The organism is Microbulbifer sp. (assembly GCF_051659245.1).
In the GTDB taxonomy this organism is placed as follows: Bacteria; Pseudomonadota; Gammaproteobacteria; order Pseudomonadales; family Cellvibrionaceae; genus Microbulbifer.
In genome coordinates, this window is record NZ_JBOFOC010000182.1 from 13,855 (window position 1) to 36,471 (window position 22,617).

Annotated in this window: 25 protein-coding genes; 18 read left to right on the plus strand and 7 right to left on the minus strand. The window is 56.5% G+C overall.

Annotated features, from left to right (window positions below; genetic code table 11):
• Nucleotides 1–226: 226 nt before the first annotated feature.
• The 5 genes from ACRC0P_RS17140 to ACRC0P_RS17160 all read left to right on the plus strand — a co-directional run bounded on the left by ACRC0P_RS17140 (nt 227) and on the right by ACRC0P_RS17160 (nt 5,051).
• Nucleotides 227–1,744, plus strand: a complete 1,518-nt coding sequence (locus ACRC0P_RS17140) for a tryptophan halogenase family protein (RefSeq protein WP_438632516.1) — start codon at nt 227–229, stop codon at nt 1,742–1,744.
• Nucleotides 1,745–2,192: 448 nt separating this feature from the next.
• Nucleotides 2,193–3,107, plus strand: a complete 915-nt coding sequence (locus ACRC0P_RS17145; protein WP_438632517.1) for a hypothetical protein — start codon at nt 2,193–2,195, stop codon at nt 3,105–3,107.
• 109 nt (nt 3,108–3,216) lie between these two features.
• Nucleotides 3,217–3,570: a hypothetical protein gene (locus tag ACRC0P_RS17150; RefSeq protein ID WP_438632518.1), complete on the plus strand. Its 354-nt coding sequence runs from the start codon at nt 3,217–3,219 to the stop codon at nt 3,568–3,570.
• A 576-nt stretch (nt 3,571–4,146) separates the two neighbouring features.
• The gene (locus ACRC0P_RS17155) at nt 4,147–4,785 is read left to right on the plus strand and encodes a glutathione S-transferase family protein (protein WP_438632519.1); all 639 of its coding nucleotides are present in this window, start codon (nt 4,147–4,149) and stop codon (nt 4,783–4,785) included.
• A 5-nt stretch (nt 4,786–4,790) separates the two neighbouring features.
• The gene (locus tag ACRC0P_RS17160; protein WP_438632520.1) at nt 4,791–5,051 is read left to right on the plus strand and encodes a hypothetical protein; all 261 of its coding nucleotides are present in this window, start codon (nt 4,791–4,793) and stop codon (nt 5,049–5,051) included.
• A 265-nt stretch (nt 5,052–5,316) separates the two neighbouring features.
• On the opposite strand, the gene ACRC0P_RS17165 is transcribed toward ACRC0P_RS17160, so the two are convergent.
• Nucleotides 5,317–6,225, minus strand: a complete 909-nt coding sequence (locus ACRC0P_RS17165) for a LysR family transcriptional regulator (RefSeq protein WP_438632521.1) — start codon at nt 6,223–6,225, stop codon at nt 5,317–5,319.
• A 263-nt stretch (nt 6,226–6,488) separates the two neighbouring features.
• Here ACRC0P_RS17165 and ACRC0P_RS17170 point away from each other — a divergent pair, with 263 nt between their 5' ends.
• From ACRC0P_RS17170 to ACRC0P_RS17205, 8 genes are all read left to right on the plus strand, one after another.
• Nucleotides 6,489–7,475, plus strand: coding sequence for a fumarylacetoacetate hydrolase family protein (locus tag ACRC0P_RS17170; RefSeq protein ID WP_438632522.1), 987 nt, complete (start codon nt 6,489–6,491; stop codon nt 7,473–7,475).
• A 45-nt stretch (nt 7,476–7,520) separates the two neighbouring features.
• A complete protein-coding gene (locus ACRC0P_RS17175) occupies nt 7,521–8,306 on the plus strand; it encodes a cyclase family protein (protein WP_438632523.1) in 786 nt (261 codons plus the stop codon).
• A gap of 20 nt (nt 8,307–8,326) precedes the next feature.
• Nucleotides 8,327–9,487 (plus strand): alpha/beta hydrolase family protein, encoded by a 1,161-nt coding sequence (locus tag ACRC0P_RS17180; protein ID WP_438632524.1) that lies wholly within the window; start codon nt 8,327–8,329, stop codon nt 9,485–9,487.
• 24 nt (nt 9,488–9,511) lie between these two features.
• Nucleotides 9,512–10,444, plus strand: a complete 933-nt coding sequence (locus ACRC0P_RS17185; RefSeq protein ID WP_438632525.1) for a VOC family protein — start codon at nt 9,512–9,514, stop codon at nt 10,442–10,444.
• A 29-nt stretch (nt 10,445–10,473) separates the two neighbouring features.
• The gene (locus ACRC0P_RS17190; protein WP_438632526.1) at nt 10,474–10,830 is read left to right on the plus strand and encodes a Rieske (2Fe-2S) protein; all 357 of its coding nucleotides are present in this window, start codon (nt 10,474–10,476) and stop codon (nt 10,828–10,830) included.
• An 11-nt stretch (nt 10,831–10,841) separates the two neighbouring features.
• Nucleotides 10,842–11,975 (plus strand): FAD-dependent oxidoreductase, encoded by a 1,134-nt coding sequence (locus ACRC0P_RS17195; RefSeq protein WP_438632527.1) that lies wholly within the window; start codon nt 10,842–10,844, stop codon nt 11,973–11,975.
• 61 nt (nt 11,976–12,036) lie between these two features.
• The gene (locus tag ACRC0P_RS17200; RefSeq protein ID WP_438632528.1) at nt 12,037–13,275 is read left to right on the plus strand and encodes an FAD-dependent oxidoreductase; all 1,239 of its coding nucleotides are present in this window, start codon (nt 12,037–12,039) and stop codon (nt 13,273–13,275) included.
• Nucleotides 13,276–13,395: 120 nt separating this feature from the next.
• Nucleotides 13,396–13,650, plus strand: coding sequence for a 2Fe-2S iron-sulfur cluster-binding protein (locus ACRC0P_RS17205; protein WP_438632529.1), 255 nt, complete (start codon nt 13,396–13,398; stop codon nt 13,648–13,650).
• Between the two features lie 43 nt (nt 13,651–13,693).
• Here the strand turns inward: ACRC0P_RS17205 and ACRC0P_RS17210 are convergent, their stop codons facing one another.
• Nucleotides 13,694–14,647, minus strand: coding sequence for an AraC family transcriptional regulator (locus ACRC0P_RS17210; RefSeq protein ID WP_438632550.1), 954 nt, complete (start codon nt 14,645–14,647; stop codon nt 13,694–13,696).
• A gap of 115 nt (nt 14,648–14,762) precedes the next feature.
• Between ACRC0P_RS17210 and ACRC0P_RS17215 the strand changes: the two genes are divergently transcribed.
• Nucleotides 14,763–15,785, plus strand: coding sequence for a Rieske 2Fe-2S domain-containing protein (locus tag ACRC0P_RS17215; RefSeq protein WP_438632530.1), 1,023 nt, complete (start codon nt 14,763–14,765; stop codon nt 15,783–15,785).
• 28 nt (nt 15,786–15,813) lie between these two features.
• Here the strand turns inward: ACRC0P_RS17215 and ACRC0P_RS17220 are convergent, their stop codons facing one another.
• The gene (locus ACRC0P_RS17220; protein ID WP_438632531.1) at nt 15,814–16,002 is read right to left on the minus strand and encodes a hypothetical protein; all 189 of its coding nucleotides are present in this window, start codon (nt 16,000–16,002) and stop codon (nt 15,814–15,816) included.
• Between the two features lie 347 nt (nt 16,003–16,349).
• Between ACRC0P_RS17220 and ACRC0P_RS17225 the strand changes: the two genes are divergently transcribed.
• The 3 genes from ACRC0P_RS17225 (at nt 16,350) to ACRC0P_RS17235 (ending at nt 20,259) form a co-directional block, all read left to right on the plus strand.
• Complete coding sequence (locus ACRC0P_RS17225) at nt 16,350–18,653, plus strand: TonB-dependent receptor (RefSeq protein ID WP_438632532.1); 2,304 nt, start codon at nt 16,350–16,352, stop codon at nt 18,651–18,653.
• Nucleotides 18,654–18,813: 160 nt separating this feature from the next.
• On the plus strand, nt 18,814–19,755 hold the full coding sequence (locus ACRC0P_RS17230) for an NAD-dependent epimerase/dehydratase family protein (RefSeq protein WP_438632533.1): 942 nt from the start codon (nt 18,814–18,816) through the stop codon (nt 19,753–19,755).
• Between the two features lie 306 nt (nt 19,756–20,061).
• A complete protein-coding gene (locus ACRC0P_RS17235; RefSeq protein WP_438632534.1) occupies nt 20,062–20,259 on the plus strand; it encodes a hypothetical protein in 198 nt (65 codons plus the stop codon).
• Between the two features lie 33 nt (nt 20,260–20,292).
• On the opposite strand, the gene ACRC0P_RS17240 is transcribed toward ACRC0P_RS17235, so the two are convergent.
• On the minus strand, nt 20,293–20,517 hold the full coding sequence (locus ACRC0P_RS17240) for a helix-turn-helix domain-containing protein (protein WP_438632535.1): 225 nt from the start codon (nt 20,515–20,517) through the stop codon (nt 20,293–20,295).
• Nucleotides 20,518–20,526: 9 nt separating this feature from the next.
• On the minus strand, nt 20,527–21,048 hold the full coding sequence (locus tag ACRC0P_RS17245) for a DUF2975 domain-containing protein (protein ID WP_438632536.1): 522 nt from the start codon (nt 21,046–21,048) through the stop codon (nt 20,527–20,529).
• 78 nt (nt 21,049–21,126) lie between these two features.
• Here ACRC0P_RS17245 and ACRC0P_RS17250 point away from each other — a divergent pair, with 78 nt between their 5' ends.
• Nucleotides 21,127–21,477 carry a hypothetical protein gene (locus ACRC0P_RS17250; protein ID WP_438632537.1) on the plus strand — a complete coding sequence of 117 codons (351 nt, stop codon included), beginning with the start codon at nt 21,127–21,129 and terminating at the stop codon, nt 21,475–21,477.
• A 313-nt stretch (nt 21,478–21,790) separates the two neighbouring features.
• Here the strand turns inward: ACRC0P_RS17250 and ACRC0P_RS17255 are convergent, their stop codons facing one another.
• Both ACRC0P_RS17255 and ACRC0P_RS17260 read right to left on the minus strand, forming a co-directional pair.
• Nucleotides 21,791–22,288 (minus strand): hypothetical protein, encoded by a 498-nt coding sequence (locus tag ACRC0P_RS17255; RefSeq protein WP_438632538.1) that lies wholly within the window; start codon nt 22,286–22,288, stop codon nt 21,791–21,793.
• A 25-nt stretch (nt 22,289–22,313) separates the two neighbouring features.
• Nucleotides 22,314–22,568, minus strand: a complete 255-nt coding sequence (locus ACRC0P_RS17260; protein WP_438632539.1) for a DUF5676 family membrane protein — start codon at nt 22,566–22,568, stop codon at nt 22,314–22,316.
• Nucleotides 22,569–22,617 lie beyond the last annotated feature (49 nt).

A 22,617-nucleotide genomic window follows, 5' to 3' on the forward strand; every position in this document is an offset into this window, starting at 1 on the left:
GGGAAACCCGCACGTACGGTTCTTAGAGGGCTGGGAGCCGGTAACGGCTTCCCACCGCCTATCCGTCGCTGGTGGAGGGTGTTGCGGAGCAGAAGCCGATAACCCACTTCCGGCAAATACTGAAATTTATCGCCAGGGAGGGTGTGGAAACGCCCAGCCCGCAAACCTATATGGAAACGCAGGAGGGCCTCAAACATTGAACACTTTTTCCCGATAAGAGTTAGTAATGCAAAACAAAATAAAGAACATTGTCATTGTCGGCGGCGGCACCGCCGGCTGGATGACCGCCGCCGCCCTGTCTCGCGCCATGGGCACCCAGCTCTATAACATCACCCTGGTGGAATCCGAACAAATCGGCACCGTCGGCGTCGGCGAGGCCACTATTCCGCTGATCAAGTTCTTCAACAATATGCTCGGGCTGGATGAAGATGAATTTGTCCGCGAAACCAAAGCCACATTTAAACTGGGCATTGAATTTAAGGACTGGAAAACACATAACCACAGTTACTTTCACCCATTTGGCAATATCGGCGTCAATATGAAAGGCGTCAACTTTATGCACTTCTGGCTGCGCTGGCGCGCCCAGGGCGGCAAACTCGACTTCCTCGCCTTTAACGCCGAATCCGCCGCCGCCGAGGCGAAACGGTTTATGCGGGTGGGGGCGCAACCCGGACCGAAACTACTACCCGATATCAACTACGCCTACCATTTTGACGCCACCCTGTACGCGGCCTATCTGCGCCGCTACGCCGAACAACGCGGCACCCAACGAATCGAAGGGAAAATTGTCAATGTCACCCAACACCCCGACAGCGGCTACATCGAAAGCCTCCAGCTCGATAACGGCCAGACCGTTGCAGGCGACCTGTTTATCGACTGTTCAGGCTTCAAGGGGCTGCTGATCGAGGAGGTCTACAAAACCGGCTACACCGACTGGAGCCACTGGCTGCCGGTCAACAGTGCCGCCGCGGTACCCAGTGAAAACACCGGCGATCTCTTTCCCTATACGCTCACCACCGCGCGCGAAGAAGGTTGGCAGTGGCGCATTCCCCTACAGCACCGTACCGGCAACGGCTATGTCTACTGCGATCACTATATCAGCGACGATGAAGCCGCCAGCAAGCTGCTCAACAACCTCGACGGCAAACCGCTGGCCGAGCCCCGCACCTTGAAATTCACCACCGGTATTCGCAATAAATTCTGGGTTAAAAACTGCGTTGCCATCGGGCTGTCGAGCGGCTTTCTCGAACCCCTGGAGTCCACCAGTATCCACCTGATCCAGCGCGCCATATTCCAACTTCTGGAACTGTTTCCGAAGAACGAGATCAGCGATCTCCTCAGCAACCGTTTTAATCACGAGATGCAGACTGAATATGTCGAGACGAAGGACTTTCTTATTGCCCACTATGCGGTCACGGAGCGGGAAGACACACCCTTCTGGCACTATGTGAAGAACATGGAGCTTCCCGATTCGCTGAAGGAAAAACTGGAAATGTTCCGTTTGCGTGGCGAAGTCATGGCCGACAAAGACGCTTTCTTTAATGAGGTGAGCTGGTTTTCCGTACTGTTCGGCCAGGGGCTGCGACCGGAAGGTTACCACCCGGTTGCGGACACCCTATCGGAGGACGAACTGAGCACGCGCCTGACCAAGGTACGCGCCGGTGTGCAGAAGCGAGTAGAAATGATGCCCTCACACTCCACCTACCTTCGCTCCGGGAAACTGAAAGCATCCGATCTGAGTTAATTATCCAAGCCCTGCATTAGCCGTGCGGGGCCGCATCGCTGTGGCGTTGGTGCGACAAGAGAAGCTTGGAACATTCTTGCAGGGTGAAAGTCCCTGTCGGGTAAGGTTGGCCAGCTACCCGTATCGAGTCTTGCGCGCTGCGCGGAGCATCGCGAGAGAGGCTGGAGAACTGATTTTATGGGGGAAAGCAAATAACGGCGAGCGGGGAGCACCCGAAAACGGACAGGCCGCGTTCCAGTGCCGGTGCGCCCCCAGCGAGAGCGGCGAGCCAGACCGGGTTCTCATAGCCTTTGAGTGGCTTGAGCTGTATGCAGGAAATCCGCACGTACGGCTTTTAGAGGGCTGGGAGACAGTAACGGCTCCTGGATACCCAACGTTTTATTGTGGTTATGGAGTAATCGCCAGCTGCTCCATAGTTGTTTCATGGTAAATTTAAAGGAAATATAGCATGCCAGAATACAATCAGAAAATTCAGCAAAAAGTTGAAGAAATAAAAGCTAAATATAAAAGTAGAATTGAAGATATCCAAAAAGAGGGCGCTGCAAGAATTAAGCGTATTAACGACGACGCACCTGACCCGTCAAACTTTGAAGCAGCTATAAATTTTACCTTTGATGTTAAATGGAAAATTACGTCTATAAAGTTTGATATTCCAAAATTTTCTATGGAGCGAGAAACGCTGAAGTTTGATATCCCTGAAGTCAGAATGAAAACAGAAAGCATAAAATTTGATGTTCCAGCAACTCGCATGAAAAGAGTGTGCCTTTTCAAAAAGCCTGTTTTTCGCAACTGGAAATGGTATAGCGAGTGCGTATACGGAAATAAGCCAGAAGTGTATATGAGGAGAGTAGAAATAAAAACCGACATTCCGGTTTTTAACAGTAAACGAGTAGATATCAAATTTGACAAGCCTGTTGTTAGTATGGAAACCACTGAAATAAAACTGCATTTGCCGCACTTCTATCTCAAGCAGGTTGATGTCCAAATTGATGAACACAAACAAGATATAGAGGATGTTGCTTCCGATATGGCAGGTGAACTTTCTTCTGTTCAAGGAGGCATGAAAGAGGAGCTAAAGGTTGAGATCACAAAAGAGATGGTTGTCATGTTTGATGACATTCAAAAATCAATAATGGATAATCGAGCCGATGTATGCAAAAGCTATGAAGATGCAATCTCAAAAACAAAGCAAGCGATTAAACGACTTAAAGAGAATAATGCTACTGCGGAAGTAGAAAGGCTTGAAGCACAGTTAGCTAGAACTGTTTCCGAATTTGAAAATACACTTAAGTCAATTGATGCATCTCTAGAGGATCTCAACAGCCAAGAAGAAGAGGCACTTCGAGGGTTAAGCTTTGGTTGAAGTTAAAACCTAACAGGCGTCTGCTGTCGGGCTGGCAAAAGTCCCGGCTTCGCCTCCACTTTTGCCAGCCGCAGAGCCGGGCGTTAACAGATAAAGGAGATATACGATCATGTCATGGTTTTGGGATGCATTTCAGCAGAGCCAGATATCAGACAACCAACAACGAAGCAGTGACGCAAAAAATGACGCTGCATCAGCACTTCGATCGGCTCGAGAACTTGAAGACAAAGTGGATCGTCTTTCTTTGCTATGCCACGCATTGTTTGAGGAACTCGAGCGAACAACAGGCTTTTCTGAAACGCAGCTTAAAGAAAAAATGATTGAAATTGACCTGCGTGACGGAAAACTGGATGGAAAGTTTGATCCTTCAGTGGGGAAGAGCTGTCCAGATTGTGGTCATCAGATAAAGAGATCCCGCCCAAACTGCTTTTGGTGTGGCGCCAGCCTCCAAGGTATCGGTTGATCTCTGTCTGTTAACAAGGCAACGCAGCCACGTCTTATTTTCTGCACGGTCGCTACGTTCCCTTTTTCGTGCAAAAAACACACAAATCAAGCCGCGTCTGATTGCGGCTTTACACGTGAGATAATAGCCGTAAATTCGGACGCTGATAATTACTGATAGTCATGAGAAAGCTTCTATTTTCATTGGTATTTTTCCCGTTAAGCTCTATGGCCAGTGAAATCCTGCCATTCGAATCTGACGGGTGTAGCTCCTTTCCAAACGGGACCTTTCAACAGAACAAATTATGGCTTTCGTGCTGTGTTGTTCATGACTACGCTTACTGGAAAGGTGGCACATACCAGGATCGCCTGGCTGCAGATAAGGACTTAGAAGCTTGCGTATCTGCTGTAGGGGAGCCAGAAATTGCTCTTCTCATGCTCGCTGGTGTTAGAGTCGGCGGCACGCCATATCTTCCCACCAGGTTTCGTTGGGGGTATGGCTGGCCTTTTCCAAGAGGCTATAAGACATTAACTGAAGACGAAATAATGCAAATAAAGGTAATGGAAGGTAACCATTAACAAACGAAAGGATACTCTGATGACCGACCTGTTCCTCACCACCTTCGATTGGGTTCCCGAGATGCCGCGGGGCTATGTGCGTGACATACGTGTGCGTTGGGCGCTGGAAGAGGCCGGATTGTCCTATCGCGTCAATAGCGTGCCATTTCGCGCTCGGGGTCCCGAGCATTTCTCGCACCAACCCTTCGGTCAGGTACCCTGGTTGACCCATGGAGACACCTCAATCTTCGAGAGCGGCGCGATCCTGCTTTATCTGGGCGAGCGCAGTGACACGCTGATGCCTGCGGATCCGCGCAGTCGCAGCGAGGTTATTGAATGGTTGTTCGCAGCGCTCAATTCAGTCGAAATGGCGAGCCTGCCTTGGTCCATATTTATGTTCTCTGGTGATACCGAAGATACGCCAGGACGGAAAAGCCTGGACAAGTTTTTAGAGTCCCGACTCCAGCACCTGGAGTCGGTCTTGGCTGGACGCAAATGGCTGGTCGGGACCTTCTCCGTCGCCGACATACTCATGGCGGATGTGCTGCGCCTTGTCGATCGGTTCGACGGGCTGACGGGATACCCGGCCTGTCGAGACTATGTCGCGCGCGCTACGGCTCGCCCGGCCTTCGTGAAGGCGCACGCAGACCAGATGGCGCATTTCGCTGCGGCAGACTGAACGACATGCTGACATTTCTATTGGGCTCTGTAGTTTTTGGAATCGGCGGGTTCGTGGCTTCCAGGCTGTTTGCAGGGGCAGGCAGGACCATCGTCGATAATCTTGCGGTTCTCGTCACGGGCGTGTTCGTGGCAGGTTTGCTGTGTCTGCTCATCAATATTGAATGGGTGCTGGATTGGCGGAAGGCTGGGCTCATTTCATTCGCGTACTGTTTTTTTTGGGACCGCGGCCGCATGATCCAGGAGATGTTTCCAGAGAACCGGTGACCACAATGGCCGCCTCAGGTTTTAGCGGGCCTCCTGACGAGAAGGAACAAGGACTTCTATAGCCTGGAAGCGCCAGGCGGTTTATAGAGTGATGAACCCGCCACACAACCTGACCAGCGACAAGTACAAAGCTCCGTAGCCGTTCGCCTGCAAGCAGGCTCCTACAAGAAAAGGTTAACTCAGCATACTGGCTGCTCGGCCGGCAAGGTGCGCCAAGTTGTCCAGTTCGCACTCCATGACTTGTGATGCCAGCTGAGGTCTTCGGCTAATCCAGATCGTTGGCGGCGGTTTGAATCTTTTCCCGCACCCAGCGGTGCAGGGGATCGTTCTCCAGTGCCCGGTGCCACTGCAGGTGTTCACGCATTGCCGGCAACTTGACCGGCGTCGGTAGCAGGCGGATGGGAAGGTATTGGGCGTAATACCGGGCCAACCGCTGGTGCATGGTGGCGATGCGCTGGGTACCCACCACCAGTTGCGGCAGGGTATTGAAGTCGCTGGTGATGACCTCGATGCGCCGCGTGACGTCGTATTGCTTGATAAACCAGTCTTCAATACTCAACTTCTGACTGCTGCCAAAACCCACGGTCACGTGGCCCATTTCTATATACTGCTCGAAGGTAATCTGCTCGCCGACCAGCGTATTGTCCCGCCAGACCACACAGACATGGTCTTCGACGAACAGCAGCTCCGAAGGGTGGCCTTCCACGGTAAAGCGTTCGGGAACGATCAGGAAATCCGCCTCACCGCGCTCCAGCAGATTCTCGGTCTGGTGGAAGTAGCTGAGCACCTCGAAGGTCAGGTTGGGAGCTTCCCGCTGTACGGTCCGAAACACCCCGCTGAGCAGCACAGTGATGGCGAAATCGGCGCTGATGATGCGGACATGGCGTTTGCTGGTCGACGGGTCGAAGGAATGCTTGGCGATAATACTGGAGCGGATTTTCAGCATGACCTCGCGGACCGGTTCCCGCAACTCCTGCGCATAAGGCGTGGGCTGCATTTTTCGGCCTACCTGCACCAGCAGATCGTCGTCGAAAAAAGTCCGCAAGCGCCGCAATACACCGCTGGTGGCGGATTGCGTCATATTCAAGCGTTCGGCGGCCCGGGTGATATTGCACTCTTCCAACAGTACATCCAGGGCCACCAGCAGATTCAGATCAAGGTGTTCATAGCGCATAGCGGAGCTCTCTCAGTGGGAGGAACGGCACAAGCCGGCCACCGAATCATCACTTGGCGATACCTTCCTTCGCCTATCAATCTGTCAACTAACGGTCTCGCCCATGCCTAAGGTATCGCGATTGTAGATACATATCATCATTATAAGTGATTTTTGAATAGGGTGTTTTCGACGTAGCCTGTTTCGCACTGTCGGAGAGTGCCGGCTGTTACAACATCCGCCACTTGCCGGCGGCGGCCTGCAGGCAGGAAAGGTTCCCGATAATGAAACTAGCCACCCTGAAAAACCCGACGCCGGACGGCCGCCTGGCCCTGGTATCGAACGACCTGACACTGGCTGCGGAGGTGTCTCATCTGGCGCCCACCCTGCAATACGCCATCGAGCACTGGTCGAGCCTCGAGCCGGCCCTGCGGGAAGTCGATCGGGCGCTCAATAGCGGTTCGCTGGATACTGCGTTGACCTTTGATCCTTCGGCGGCGGCAGCGCCCCTGCCGCGCACCTGGCAGTGGCTGGATGGCTCCTGTTTCCTGAGTCACGGTGAGCTGATGCAGCAGGCGTTTCAGCTGGACCCGATCGAAGGGATGGACCGGATTCCCTTGATGTACCAGGGTGCGGGGGACGATTTTCTGGGTCCCTGTGAGGACATCGTGCTGCCCAGCGAGGAACACGGCATCGACTTCGAGGGTGAGTTCGGGGTGATTGTCGATGAAGTGCCCATGGGCACACCGGCCGGGCGGGCCCTGGATCATATACGTCTGATTACCCTACTGAACGACGTCAGCCTCCGCGCCCTGGGGCCCCGCGAGATGAAAACCGGTTTTGGCTTCGTACAGGCCAAGCCGTCCACCAGTTTTGCCGCGGTCGCCGTCACGCCCGATGAGCTGGGCGATGCCTGGCGCGACGGCCGCGTTCACCTGCCGCTGAAGGTGAGCTGGAACGGGGAGTGGTTTGGCCATCCCCATGGCGGCGCCATGCACTTCGGTTTTCATGAACTGATCGCCCACGCCGCCCTGACCCGCCGCCTGAGCGCCGGCACGGTGATCGGTTCCGGCACCGTTTCCAATCACGACCGCAGCGCCGGCTCGGCCTGCATCTCCGAACGGCGCGCCATCGAGATGATCGACTTCGGGGAGATCCGCACCGGCTTTATGCGCTTTGGTGATCGTGTACGCATCACGGCCACGCTGCCCGACGGGAGTGAATTGTTTGGCGCCATCGATCAACGGGTGGTGGCCCCTTCGACCGAATAACGCAGGTCGCTAATGATGGCTATCACGACAAAAGAGAACAACCTTATGAGCCTGAACAAGCGCAAGCTGATTGATCTGTCCGTCACCCTGGACAACAACCCGCACACGGATCCGCCCCCGCTGTTGCCGCAGATTGACTATGTCGATCACCAGCAGGGCTGGCCGGAACTGGCCGCCATGTTTCCTGGCCTGAAGCTGGAGGATCTGCCCGGCGAGGAGGCCTGGGCCGCCGAGCGCCTGCAGATCACCACGCACAGCGGCACCCATATGGATGCCCCCTGGCACTACGCATCCACCACCGATGGCGGCAAGCCGGCCTATGGCATCGATGAGCTGCCCCTGGAGTGGTGCCTGCAGCCGGGTGTGAAGCTCGATTTTCGCCATCTGCCCGACGGCCATGTGGTGACCGCTGCGGAAGTGGAGGCTGAACTGGCGCGTATCGGTCATGAGCTGCAGGCGCTCGACATCGTTCTGGTCAATACCCGCGCCGGCGCCATCTTCGGAGAGCCCGGCTATTTGAGCGCCGGTGTCGGCATGGGGCGGGAAGCGACCCTGTACCTGCTGGAACGCGGCGTGCGCGTGGTAGGCACCGATGCCTGGAGTTGGGATGCGCCCTTCGCCTTTACACGGGAGCGCTTCGCTGAAAGCGGCGACGCCTCGATCATCTGGGAGGGTCACAAGGCCGGTCGCGATATCGGTTACGGCCAGATGGAAAAACTGACCAACCTGGAAAGCCTGCCGGATCACGGTTTCCTGGTGTCGTGCTTCCCCTACAAGATCAAACACGCATCCGCGGGTTTTGTGCGCGCGGTTGCGATTATCGCAGGCTAATGACTGATTGAGGAATCCTTATGTTCAAGTACTTCCCGACAAACTATGTCTGGAACCTGTCGGTCGGCCTGGCCATCGAAATGGGCGCCCGCATGGGCGAAATCGAAGCGATGTGCGGCTCCCTTCAGGAAGCGGCGAAACAGCCGGATGCCGAGGGCACCCAGGCCTTTCGCGACACCTGGGGGAAGATGGCCAACAAGCTGTGCGAGCTGGCAGAGGAAGACGAAGCTCGCGGTCGCCTGCTGTCCGCCGGCGAGAAGTACTCCCGTGCCGGCATTTATCTGACGACCTGTGAGCGCCTGCAGGCCCACGGCGCACCCAATCGGCAGGAACTGTACAAGGAATCCCTGGCGCTGTTCCAGAAAGGCGTAACCCTGTCCGGTGAACCCTGTGAGCGGGTGGAAATTCCCTATGAGGGCACGCACCTGTCGGCTCTTTATGTCCCGGCGCAAGGGGTAGAGGGGCCCGCGCCAATTCTCGTGCAGGTGAACGGTCTGGACTCCACCAAGGAACTGGCCTATCGCGTCGGCATGCCGAAATGGCTGGCTCAACGTGGCGTGGCTTCCCTGGTCCTGGACCAGCCCGGCACCGGTGAAGCCCTGCGCCTGCAGGGCCTCACCGCCCGCTACGACAGCGAGCACTGGGCCAGCCCCGTGGTGGACTGGCTGGAAACCCGCAAGGATGTGGACAGCCAACGGATTGGCATGGAAGGCGTATCGCTGGGTGGTTACTACTGCCCCCGCGCCGTGGCCTTCGAACCGCGCTTTGCCTGCGGGGTGGTCCTTGGTGCCAATCACGACTGGCGCGATGTGCAAAAGCGCCGCCTGGAGAATGAGGGTGACTTCCCGGTTCCGCATTACTGGGAGCACGTTTGCTGGGTGTGGGGCGCCCGGGATATCAATGAGTTCATGGAGATTGCCGAGAACGTCCATCTCGACGGAGTGGTCGAGAAGATCAAGGTGCCCTTCCTGGTCACCCACGGTGAGAAAGATAGCCAGATTCCCCTGAAGTGGGCCCAGCGCACCTACGACCAGCTGGTCAACAGCCCGAATCGTGAACTGAAAATTTTCACCGAGCGCGAAGGTGGGGTGCAGCACGCCGCCTTCGACAACGCCATCAACCCCGGGCACTACATTGCCGACTGGGTCGCCGAAACCCTGGGCGGACGCACGGCCAACTGAATTACAAAAACAAGAGGAAACAGCATGAATATTATTGGACCTGATGCTCTGCTCTTTGGCGTCGACGATATTGACGCCTGTACCCAATACCTGACCGACTACGGCCTGAAACAGGCGGGCAACGGCCGCTTTGAAGCTCTGGACGGAACGGCGGTGATGATCGCACCCAAGGACGATCCCTCGCTGCCGGCGCCGCTAGGAACCGGCAGCCTGTTGCGCAAAACCATCTACGGTGTTGCCGACCAGGCGACGCTGGATGCCATCGCCGATGAATTGGGCCGGGACCGCGAAGTTAAACAGCTACAAGACGGTTCTCTCGAAGTCACGGACGACGTCGGCTTTGTACTGGGTTTCCAGGTCACTGTGCGCAACCCCCTGTCCCTCCCTGCGGAAGCGATTAATGCCCCGGGCGCACCCCCGCAGCGACCGGCAAACGTCATCGGTGTTGAGGACGGCGCGCAACCGCGACCCCGCACCCTGTCTCACGTGGTGTACTTCGTCCCGGATTTTGCCCGGGCGGAAGCGTTTTATGCCGAGCGCCTGGGCTTTGTGACTACCGACCATTTTATCGGTGTGGGCCCCTTCATGCGCCCGGCCGGCACCCGGGATCACCACACCCTGTTCTTTATCAAGACCCCGCCGCACATGCAAGGCTGCGAGCACTTTACCTTCCATATGGGCGGGCCGACGGAGGTGATGCAGGCCGGCACCCAAATGGTCAACAAGGGTTACCAGAGCTTCTGGGGCCCGGGCCGACATCTGTTTGGCTCCAACTGGTTCTGGTATTTCAAAAGCCCCTTCGGTTGCAACATGGAATACGACGCGGACATGGACCTGCACGACGAGCAGTGGACTGCCCGCGAAGCGGCCATGGGCGCCGACACTTCGCAGGCATTCCTGTTGCAGCCCCGCGAGAAGTGGGCACCCGGAGGACCGCCGCCGAAGGCGGGTAAGTAGAAACCGCTGCTGGTTACGGGGAAACAGCCATGTCGAGCACGCTAAGGCTATGCACACTGGAAGAGCTTCCCGAACGGGGCGCCCGGGGTTTCGATCCCCGGCAGCGGGGGCGTGACACATTGTTCGTGGTGCGCCGGGGGCGGTCGGTGTACGCCTATCGCGACCTCTGCCCCCACTATGGCAATACGTCACTGCCCTGGCGCAAGGACGCCTACCTCGATGTGAAAGGAGAAGCCATTGTGTGTGCCGCCCACGGTGCCCGCTTTGAAATAACCACCGGCCTGTGCACATCGGGACCCTGCCTGGGTGAATCGCTTGTCCGGGTGCCACTGCGGGTCAGCCATGAGGGCGAGGTGCTGGCAACGCTTGATACGAATGACATTTGAGGAGAAAGCCCGTGCGTGAATCCGTGAGTAAGGTACTGATTATTGGTGGTGGCTTTTCCGGCATGTCCGCCGCCATCCAGTTGCGCAAACAAAACATTGAAACCCACCTGCTGGAGATAGACCCCGGATGGGGGGCCGACGGCGCGGGCATCAGCCTGGGTGGCGCGACTTTGCGCGCGTTCGGAACGCTGGGAATACTGGAATCATTTCTGGAGCAGGGCAGCGCACAGGATGGGGTGGAGGTTACCGCGCCCAACGGGCACCTGATCGACACCATTCCCACCGCCCGCGTCGCCGGGCCTGATATTCCTGGCGCCGGAGCGATTATGCGCCCGGTACTGGCCCGCATCCTGGCCGACAAGGTGGTGGCGTCCGGTACCCGGGTACGCCTGGGGCAGACCTACGAATCCATCGAGCCCGACGCGGACGGCGTCACAGTGACGTTTACCGATGGCAGCAGTGGCCGTTTCGACCTGGTGATCGGCGCCGATGGGCTCTACTCCAAACTACGGGAATGGCTGTTTCCAGAGGCGCCAAAGCCGCAGTACACCGGCCAGGGCGTGTGGCGGGCAGTCGTACCGCGCCCCGCCGAAGTGAATACCCTTAAGATGTGGGTGGGGCCGCACCTGAAGCTGGGTCTGAACCCGGTATCCGCGGAACAAGCCTACCTGTTCCTCACCGAGCACAGCGGGCAGCGCCAGCACATCGCCGAAAGCGAGCAGGCCGCCAGGCTAAAACACCTGTTAGTGAATAACTTTACGGCTCCCATGGTGCGCGAACTGGCGGCGCAAATTACCGGGGACTCTCACGTCATGTACCGCCCGCTGGACTCGCTGTTGCTGCCGCGCCCCTGGTATCGCGGTCGGGTCGTGCTGATTGGCGACACCGTGCACGCCACCACGCCCCACCTGGCCTCGGGGGCCTGCATCGGCATCGAGGATGCCATCGTCCTGGCCGAGGAGCTGGGCCACCACGAGAGGATGGAGGCAGCCTTCGAAGCTTTCCAGAATCGCCGTTGGGAGCGTTGCCGCATGGTAGTAAATAACTCCGCCCGTTTGGGTGAAATCGAAATAGAAGGTGGCGACAAAGTCGAACACGCCAACATCATGCGCGACTCCACCATCGCCCTGGCGCAACCCATTTGAGCGGCCCGCGCCTGCGGGTCACAACTTCATAACAATAAAACCCAAAATAGCGAGGTGCACGATGACATCAGCAACAGCTTTGCCCTGGCGCAAGGGGAAACGGGTGGCGATTATCGGCGCGGGCCCGGGTGGGGTATCCGCGGCGTTGGCGTTGCATCGCCGGGGTTACGATGTTCGCCTCTATGAGAAGAGCCCCGAACCCAAACCACTGGGTGGCGGTGTGTTATTGAGCTCGCCGGTGCTGGCGATACTGCGCGAGTATGGCGTTGATCTGAACAACTTCGGCTCCCATACCTACACGGAATTTCGCAACCATCGCGGTCGGGTTCGAACCTGTGTGCCCTCCAATCCACGGGTTGAAAAGGCCTTCGGGCTCAAAGGCTGGCACTACGGCATGCTGCGCTCCAATGCCTTCGCCCGGATGATGGAGTGCCTGCCGGAAGGCATCCTCGTGGCCGATCATACGTTTCAGTCATACCGGGAGGGCAGCGATGACATCCAGGTCTCATTCACCAATGGCAACCGTGTGGAAGCGGATATTCTGGTCGGGGCCGATGGTATTCGCTCGGGGGTTTCCCGGCAGGCCTTTGGCGAACCGGACCTGTTTCATGTCGGCCTGCGGGTCTGGCTGGCCTGGTGTGATGCGGCCGGCCTTGAGGACATTCCCCCCCATACCGCAGCGGTTACTCACTCGAACAAGTACCAGGCCAGTTTCTTCCCCATGCTGCACGACGGCAAACCGGGCTATGAATGGTGGATTGTCGAGCCAGTGAAGGAGAATGCCCCGGAGCCAGAGAACGTCAAAGCGTATGTCCAGGGGATACTGAAAGACTGGGCGGACCCCTTGCCCCGTTTCCCGGATTTCACCGATTTCAACAAGCAGATTTTCTGCTGGAATATCTACAACCGCCCGTCACTCAAGAAATGGAGTCGCGGCCGGGTCGTGTGCCTGGGAGACGCGGTGCACCCGGTATCCCCCTACGCGGCCTACGGCATGGGCATGGCCATTGAAGACGGGTATTTTCTGGGCAAAGCGCTGGGCCAGCGGAATTTGAGTGATAGCGATTCCGTCACCCAGGGCTTTGCGGCATTCGAAGCGCAGCGGGTCGATTACGTGAATCACCACGTGGAATTTGCCCGCAAGCTGGGCAATCTTTTCCACTATTTGCCCTGGCCCCTGGCCAAACTCAGGGACTTGGTTTTTGACCACACGGGTTTTCTGGAAAAGATGATCACTCGGGACTATCTCAAAGATCAGGAGGCGATGAGTCTGTCTCTGCATGAATTGCATGTCAGTTAGGCATCAAGACATTCAATAAATGGTTACTTGCTTTGTATAAATAAGAGTTTTTTATGCTGGAAGTTGTGGTTGCCCGCAAGCATCTCGAAGCGGACAGTATCTTTTCCTTTGAGCTTTGTGGTGCGCTTGGCCAGCAGCGGTGCGAAGTTCGTGATTCCGGCGGACAAGACCATCGCCGAAGTCCTGCTCGGCAACGGTGTCGACGTACCGCTGTCCTGCGAGCAGGGCATCTGCGGCACCTGCATGGTACCGGTGCTCGAGGGCGAGCCTGAGCACCGGGACTTCTTCATGAGCGAATACGAGCATACCAAAAACGACCAGATGACCTTGTGCTGCTCCCGGGCCAGGAGTAAGGAGTTGGTGATCGACCTGTAAGTCCTTAGCCCCCACAAGTGACCTGGTACCAGAAAATACCCTATCAGGTGTCGCGGTGCACTTTCACATAGTCCCGTGGCGCCATACCAAATCGCAGACGAAACGCCTGCCGAAAGGCACGCTCGGATCGATAGCCCACGGCCTCCGAAATGTCGCTGACCGACAATTGCCGTTCCAGCAGGTAGCGGGCCGCAAGCTGGATGCGGCAATCCACCAGATATTCCATGGGCGACTGGCCCACCAGGTGACGAAAGGCGCGGGCAAAGCTGGAGCGCGCCATGCCGACTTCGTCTGCCAGCAGTGACGCTGTCCAGTGTTCGTCGCAACGCAGATGCATGATGGCCAGTGCCTGGCCGATGCGCCGGTCCGACAGCCCCTTCAGCCAGCTTGGTGTCAGTGATTTTTCCGTGTTCAGGTGAGCGCGCACAAAGCTGGAGAAAATGAGTTCTGTCAGGTGCAGCGACGTCGCGCTAAAACCCGGCGACCCCTCGAGTGATTCCCGCTCACAGAAGCGCATGGCCGCATCCATCCAGATATCCAGGTCACAGGAGCCGCGCTTTATCGGGATGACAGTCGGCAGTAGCGCAAGTAGCGGATGCTGTGCCGGCTCCTGAATGGTAAACAGCATGGTGAACAATTGTGTGTCGGGGGAGCCGCTACCCCATTTGAAGTGAATGGGCTCGTTGCGCACCTCTCCAACATGGGGCAGGCCCTGTTGCAGCCAGGCTGGCACGAAGTCGGTCGGCGGCAGGCCCGGGTCTGAACCGAATTGAAAGGACTTTCCTCCCGTCAGTAACACGAAATCACCGGATTCGAGTTTTACTGGCGTACCGTTGTCAATGTTGAGCCAGAAGTTGCCTTGGGTCACCGAGAAAACATAGGTGAATCCCGGTGGAAATACCGGCATCAGCAAACTCCAGGGCCCCGCCAGGGAGAAAGTCCCCATCGAATGGGAAAAAACACTCAGGGAGCGCAGCACATCACCGAGGAGATCCATAACCAAGAGGATAAATAGTTGAGAGTATTTAGCCGAAATAAAGTAAAAAAGAGCATAACGGCGTAAAGCTGCGGTGTCTACACTGGCCGAAATGCATAATAAAAAGGTGGAGAATATGTCTTACCTGAAAAATGCGTGGTATTTGGCGGCCTGGGATTATGAGGTGCGCGACAAGCCTCTGGGGCGGGTAATCGCCGAGCAGCCCGTTGTCATTTTCCGCCAATCGAACGGTGAACTGTGCGCCATCGGTGATCGCTGCCCGCACCGTTTTGCGCCGCTGCACATGGGGAAGGTTGTAGGCGATGTCATCGAGTGCCCCTATCACGGACTCAGATTTGGTGCCGATGGGAAGTGTGTCCACAACCCTCACGGTAATGGCAGAATTGCCCGAGCGGCAAGGGTGCCCGGGTACGGCGTTGCGGAACGTCACCGCGGTGTCTGGATCTGGCTGGGTGACAAGGATAAGGCCGACACCTCCCTGATTCCGGATTACTCGATAATGGACGACATCCAAGACACCGGCGTTGTTCAGGATTACATGCGCGCTGAAGCCAACTATCAACTCCTGACGGACAATATCCTCGATCTGACTCATGCAGATTATGTGCATGCGGGGTCCCTGGGAAACGGCAGTATGACCAAAACCCTGCCAAAGGTCTGGGAAGAAGGCGAGGCGGTTTTCGCACATTGGTGGATTGTTGGCGAGAAGGCAATTCCCGCTTTGGCCCGCCAATTGCCAGACCCGGAAGCGCCAGCGGATCAGTGGCTTGAGGTGAAATGGAATGCACCCGGGAATATGTCGCTCAGGGTGGGCGCCACCCCGACGGGCCGCCCTCGTGAAGAGGGTATCGATTCCACCTCGTTTCATATCATGACGCCCGAAACGGCGACCACTACCCATTATTTCTTTGCCAATGCCCGCCGGTTCCAGGTTGATGATCCAGCGATAGACCAGGTGTTAAAGGAAATTATTGCCAACCAGTTCCTGGGCGAGGACAAACCGATACTTGAAGCGCAGCAAAAAATGATGGGCACGAGCGATCTTTTCAGCCTCAAGCCGGTATCACTGCCTCAGGATGTGGCGGCGGTGCGGGTGCGGCGTAAGATCGAGGCCATGTACGCAGAGGAAAATCAATAGGTAAGGGGATGGTTGACGCCCCCCCTTCCTAAAGGGAGGGGATTCCTCCGGCGAGACGCTCATTCCCAAGCGCGATAATGTTCCTGGCCGCGTCCCGGTACCAACGGCCGGTCTCCAGCTTCAGGGCCAGGTCAGTGGTGGGAGCGACGTCCTTGAGACCCAAAGTCGATGTAGCGACCTTGCCGCAGCCAGGCTGCAGCTGGACCTCCACCGCCACATTGAAATACCAGCGCCCGCGGGCGCCCTCCGAAAACTAATGGCCTCGTCCATGCCTAATGTATCGTGATTGTGAATACATCTCATCGCAATAAGTGATTTTTAAGCAGGGTATTTTCGACGTAGCCTGTTTCTCGATGCCGGAGAGTGTCGGCTGTAACAACATCCACCGCTTGCCGGCGCCAGCCTGCAGGCGGGAGAGGTTACCGATAATGATAATGAAACCAACCCTACGCCGGATGGCTGCCTGGTCCTGGTGTCGAGCGACCTGACACTGGCCGCGGACGTGTATCATCTGGCGCCCGCCATGCGATACGTCATCGAGCACAGGCGTGACGGAGAACAGCAATGATGAAAAACAATCCCTTTACAAGACGCAACACCATCGCACTCGCCATCCTGACTGCCGCCGCACCGCTGACGGCCAGCGCCGCCACGCGTGAGATTGAGGAAGTCGTGATCACCGCCGAGCGCAAGGAGGCCAGTATCCAGGACACTGCGGCAGCTATCACCGCCGTTTCCGGCGACAAACTGGAACAAATGGGGGTGGATTCCCCCGAAGATCTCAATGTCGCTACGCCAAGCCTCCAAGCCAGTATGGGCGGCGGCATGATGCAGTTTTATGTGCGCGGGGTTGGAACCTTCGCCGCCAATGCCTTTGCCGAAAATGCCGTATCGTTCAACGTGGACGGGGTCTATGTCTCCCGCACCGATACCTACGAAGGTCTGTTTTACGACCTGGAGCGCATTGAGGTTCTGAAAGGACCTCAGGGCACCCTGTACGGTCGCAATTCCACCGGTGGGGCCATCAACCTGATCAGCCGCCGCCCCGACATTGGCGGCGATATGGGGGGGTATATCACCACCGAGGCCGGTAATTATGACCTGAAGCGGATCGATGCGGCGGTCAACATTCCCGTGAATGATGTCTTTGCCATGCGAGCCGCCGCTCAGAAAATCGATCGCGACGGTTATTTTGATGACGGTACCGACGACGCTGACTCCACCAGCTTTCGCCTGTCCAGTCTGTACGACAGTGACGATTTTTCTGCATTGGTGATCGCCGACATCCAGCGCGTGGATCGCACTGGTCCAGGGGCTACAATTTCCGGGCCCAGCAGCGAGGTCAGCGGTGAGTTTCTCGACAGCGATGACCCCTGGAGCGCCGGCGCTCTGTCAGATGCCGTCGAGCAGGCGCTCACCGTGCCCCGCGGCCCATTTGGCATCTTCACACGGGGGGCGCTGGCCCAGGGCACGGCTCTCTCTCCCGAGCCCGGGTTCGAGATGGATGCCGGTAGCATTGTTGCCGAGTTCAACTGGCATACGGATATGGGTACCTTTACTCTGATTCCCGCCTACCGGGAAAGCGAAGTTGGCACCCAGAACTACGTGCCCGGTTTGCTGATCGATAGCGTAACCGACTCCGATCAGACTTCACTCGAATTCCGTTGGGCCCACAATTCAGGCAACCTGGATTGGGTAACCGGACTGTTTTACTTCGATGAAAATACCATCAATGATGGGTTCTTCTTCCAGGACCTCCCCGTTTTAAATCAGATCAACACCTTTGGTCTCCAGACGGTGAACTCCTCTCTGCTCGATCTCGATCTCGGCACGGAGACAACGGCGATTTTTGCCGAAGGCACCTATGCCCTGACCGACAAGCTGGGGTTCAAGCTGGGCGCCCGCTACACCCAGGAAGAAAAGACCATGGCGGGCAATGCCATTGTCGCCGCACCCACGGGGCCATTCCCGCCCTTTGCCGACCAGGCGGTTTTTGACCTGCAAGGCACGGGCGTGGATGACGATGAGGTCACCTGGAAGCTGGGGCTGGAATACGATTTCGACGACGATAACTTCGCGTATTTTACCGTCAGCACCGGCTTCAAGGCCGGCGGCTACTATGCGGAGCAGGAGCAATTTGGCAATTTCTACGACCCGGAAACCATCACCGCCTACTCCCTGGGCAGCAAGAATACCTGGCTGGACGGTGCACTGAGGGTCAACGCTGAGCTGTTCTACTGGGACTACGAGGACCATCAGGAATCCCACCTGGCGGACAGCCCTGGAGGTTATGCAACCTTCTTCACCGAGAATGTCGGGCAGGCAACCATGAAAGGTTTGGACCTTGAGGTAGACTATCTGCTGACTGAGGTGGACCTTCTGACTTTGAATGCGCAACTGCTGGATGCTACGTTCGACGAGTTCAGCTTCACTGCCTTCTCTCCCACAGGCGCACCCAACACCGGCTGTGATTTCTCTCCGGTAACCGGAACGTCCGACTATGTCATCGACTGTAGCGGCAAGGACGCGATCCGTGCGCCTGAATGGTCGTTCACGCTTGCTTACGAGCATATCTTCGATCTGCGTGAAAACGGTGAGCTGGCATTTACGCTGCGCACCAAGGTATCCGATGAAACCTATACCGGCATCGATTACCTGCCTTCACAGCTCACCGATGGTTATACCCGGACCGATATGTACCTGAACTACACCTCGCCCTCCGGCCAATGGAATGCGGCCATCTGGGGCAGGAATCTGGAGAACGAGGCCACTACTTCCAGTGGCTTTATCGCGCCGTTCACTGATTTGATGTTCTCGACACTCATGGCACCGCGTACCTATGGCGCCAATATTCAGTACAACTTTTAATCTGTTACGTCTTGTCCGCGCCCTCACGGGCGCGGCTTTTAGATCCTGTGCGTAACCCTACACCCGGCGGGTCAAGGCCCTGTACAAGGGGGCGGTTACCATGGCCAGGGGCCTGGATCGGTTCTAATACGTTTGGTCCTGACTGAAGCGAGGTAGCGCATTGCGGGTTTTAGTTATTGGCGCCAACGGCTACGTAGGCCGGGCCCTGGTTGGCAAACTGCAGTCCAGTATGGCCATCGGTGGGCGCCCGATATCGCAACTGTTACTGCTGGATCGGGATCTGTCGCACTTTTCCGGGCATGCGGCGCTGTGTTGTCACGTCGGGAGCCTCGCCAATAAAGCTCTGCTGCGTCGGATCCTGGCTGATAGCCTCGATGTGGTGTTCCACCTGGCCAGTATTCCGGGAGGGCTGGCCGAGCGACAATATGCACTGGGCCATGAAGTCAATCTGATGGCCACGCTGGAGTTGCTCAACCAGCTAAGAAGCCAGCCCGGGGCACCGGTATTGGTGTATGCCAGCAGCGCTGCCGTGTACGGCGGTAACTTGCCTCCGGCTATGAATGAGCATCATCCACCCCGTCCGGAACTGTCCTATGGCGCTCACAAACTGATGATTGAGACGGCAATCAATGACCTGGCCCGGCGTGGCGAGATCGATGGGCGCGCCCTGCGCTTGCCGGGTATCGTCGCCCGTCCGCTCCAGCCTACCGGTTTGCGATCGGCATTTATGAGTGAGCTGATGCACGCGGTGGCGAATGACCGGCCCTATACCTGCCCGGTTTCCGCCGAAGCCACCGCCTGGTGGATGTCGGTGGGCTGCTGTGTCCAGAACCTGCTGCACGCGGTGGCGCTGGACCCCGAATCGGCCAACCGTGTCTGGCAGCTACCGGTCCTGCATCGCTCCGTTACCGAAATCCTGGAGGCGCTGTGCGATCGTTTCGGCGAGGATCGTCGTTCGCTGATCAGCTTTGAGCCGGAAAGCGATCTGGAACGCTTGTTCGGCCGCTATCCCCCCCTGGAAACACCGGAGGCGCTGACAGTGGGCTTTGTGCACGACGGCAATGAATATGAACTGGTGAAACGGGCCTTACACTATAATTGAACCCACTTCTCAAAAGGGACCAGGCCCGTTGCGGCTCCCTGTGGATTGCCGCCAGTGCCCGGCTGATATGGCGGTCCAGTAAGCTCTTCACCCAGTTGTTTGCGGGAACGGTATCGGAAGGTACAGTGGAGTGAATCAGGCTGGAGACAATCAGTTCGACCAACTGGTCGGCCACGGCAATATATCCGGGCTGGTCGTACTGTCCGCAATACCCATGCCCGACGCGATCCGAATCCTTTATACTCGGGTGCAAATCATAAGCGCCTGACACAGGGCCCCTGGTGGTACGGAGAACAGTGGAGTGCCATGGATGCCTACCTATACTGGATCCACTGGCGGGTTGTCGGGGCCAATTACGATAGCAGCCATTTCCCCCGCTTCGACGATCACGCCCGCCGCATGGAAGAACGCCCCGCCGTCAATCGCGCCCTGGCCCGCGAAGCCCAATTGCAGGCGACCCTGGAAGCAGAAGGCCTGGTATTTACACCGCCGCCCGACGCCTGAATAAAAAAGAAAGAAAAATCCTCGCGAGGTTGCCTAATCCTCAGAGCTGAATCCATCGGGGACATATTCAAGGATATCCCCTGGCTGGCACTCCAATACCTGACAAATCTGCTCAAGTGTTGAGAAGCGCACGCCCTTGACTTTGCCCGTACGCAGTAACGACAAGTTTTGTTCGGTAATACCGATTTGAGCGGCCAGTTCTTTGCCGCGAACTTTCCGTTTGGCCAGCATGACATCCAAGTTAACGACAATAGACACAGGAAACCTCTAGACGAACTGCCTGTTTTCGGTTTCGAGTTTACCGCCCTTTACCAGTAGATCGCTCGTTACCCACAGAATCATGGCCAATGCGATCACCTTGACTTCACTGCCACCCAACGAAATTGAGAGCATCTTCTGGTCAGCAGGATGATTCATCGATAACAGTAAACTGGAAAGAGCGAAATGCAGCGGCTTGGCAAGTGCCTGTGCAAACAGGAAGATCGAGAACAGCCGCAGATCGCGGCTATTGCTCGGGTTGAAGAACTCCCCCCTGGCGAAGTTGGTGAATGCGCGGTGCAGAAAATAGAGGCCAGCCAGGCCAACGGAAAGGTAGACCATGGTCAACAACCACAAGCCGTACCATTGCTCCGTGGAGACCGTCTGCCATTGTATCGGCAGGCTCAGACTACGCTTGGCCATGGCGGCGAAAGCATCAATATCGATAAAGAAGAACAAGGCGATCACAGGGGCAAGAACAAGTATCGCCAGGCAGCCCCGGGCGATTAACAGGGAAAAGTGTCGGGCCATGTATCCCTCTCCTTGACATAGCTGTTTAAAGTTAATAAATTATCGTTTTACGATAATTTTATCAAGAAGGATATGTCTATGACTGTTCGATTACTCACCACCGCTATTCTGGCGCTTTTTTCATTTCAGGCAGCCTGTGCGTCCGCGCTTACTATGGAGCAGTTTTCCAAAATCTGTGAGTCGTCCTCCGGTGCGTGCAGCGATCATCCTGTCCTTCAGGCCTATGTCGGTGGAGCACTGGATCTGCTCGCGACACTCGATGAAGAGACAAACTATCTGGAGAAGCTGTATTGCGGAGAACCCAAAGAGGTATTCGATGTGCCGGCCATTATCCGCTTCATGCAGGAACATGGTGAACAGTACGACACGCGTAACGCCATGCTGCTATTGGTTCGTTACTTTGAAAAAAATGGTGGCTGCCGGCCATGAAAAGATTACCGATTATATTATTGTCTCTGGCGATCGCAGCGTGCAGTAATAGAGCGATATATGACAATATACGCATCCATCAGCGTAATGAGTGCCTCAAGGAGCCGCCATCACGCCACAAAGAGTGCATGGAGCGTGCAAATAAACCCTACGAGGAATATGAACGTGAGCGTAGAGATATGAAACAGTTCCTAGAAAAATAGACTCTGAAGATCGGACGGAGCTCGGTAGCCGTTCGCCTGCAAGCAGGCTCCTACAAGAACGGGGCAATGCAACAATACCGGCTTTAGGAATTTATGCTCGGCTGGCGAGATCAAGGACGGTAATGACTGGCCAAGTGCGCCAGATTGTCCAGCTCGCACTCCTCACTGTAGTGGATCATTGCCCGGTGAATCCTGTCCACTATTCCGTCGCTCAAGTTGCCGGCTTCCGCAGCGATCACCGCTTCGATATCGCTCAGGGAAACCTGCATCAGGTCGTAGGCGACCACTATCTCTTCTCCGCTGATTTCCACCGCTTCGACCCCCATCAGAGACTCTATCGCCTCCTTGAGTTCAGACAATCGCTGCCCGCCAACCGGTTCGACCAGTTTTATCCTGTGGGATTTTCTCACCACCTTGCCCCGCTGTTTCTCCGACAGGCCGTGGGTGGGATCTCCGACGTACAGGTGAGGCCATTTTTTGAAGCGCTCCCGGCAGTGTTCCGAACAGAATGCATAGCGGATATGGAGGTGAGTCCAGGGGTGGGAATCTTCCGCCACCATGGCGCGGCAAACGGGGTCCCGCCGCAGCATCAGGTTTAAATCCGTCATTATTATCGTCCCGCCGTCGCAAAGGTCAGACCAGCCGATTGTATATCCAGGCCAGCAGCCAACCGATAAAACCCGCGACAATCACCCAGGCGATCAGGCCGATAAAGACCCCCATGGCGGTGAGATGCCAACCCATATCCGTGATATCCATGTGCAGCATATCGCCGGACACACTCATCGCCATGCCAGGGAGAAGCATCACCAGCAGGCTGCACAGCAGCCAGGCAATGCCGAAGCTGATTCCGGCAGCGATACCGAATTTACAGGCGTGTAATTTCATCTCGAAACTCCCTTTTCTATAAAATGAAAACCGATCGTTTCGATCCGCA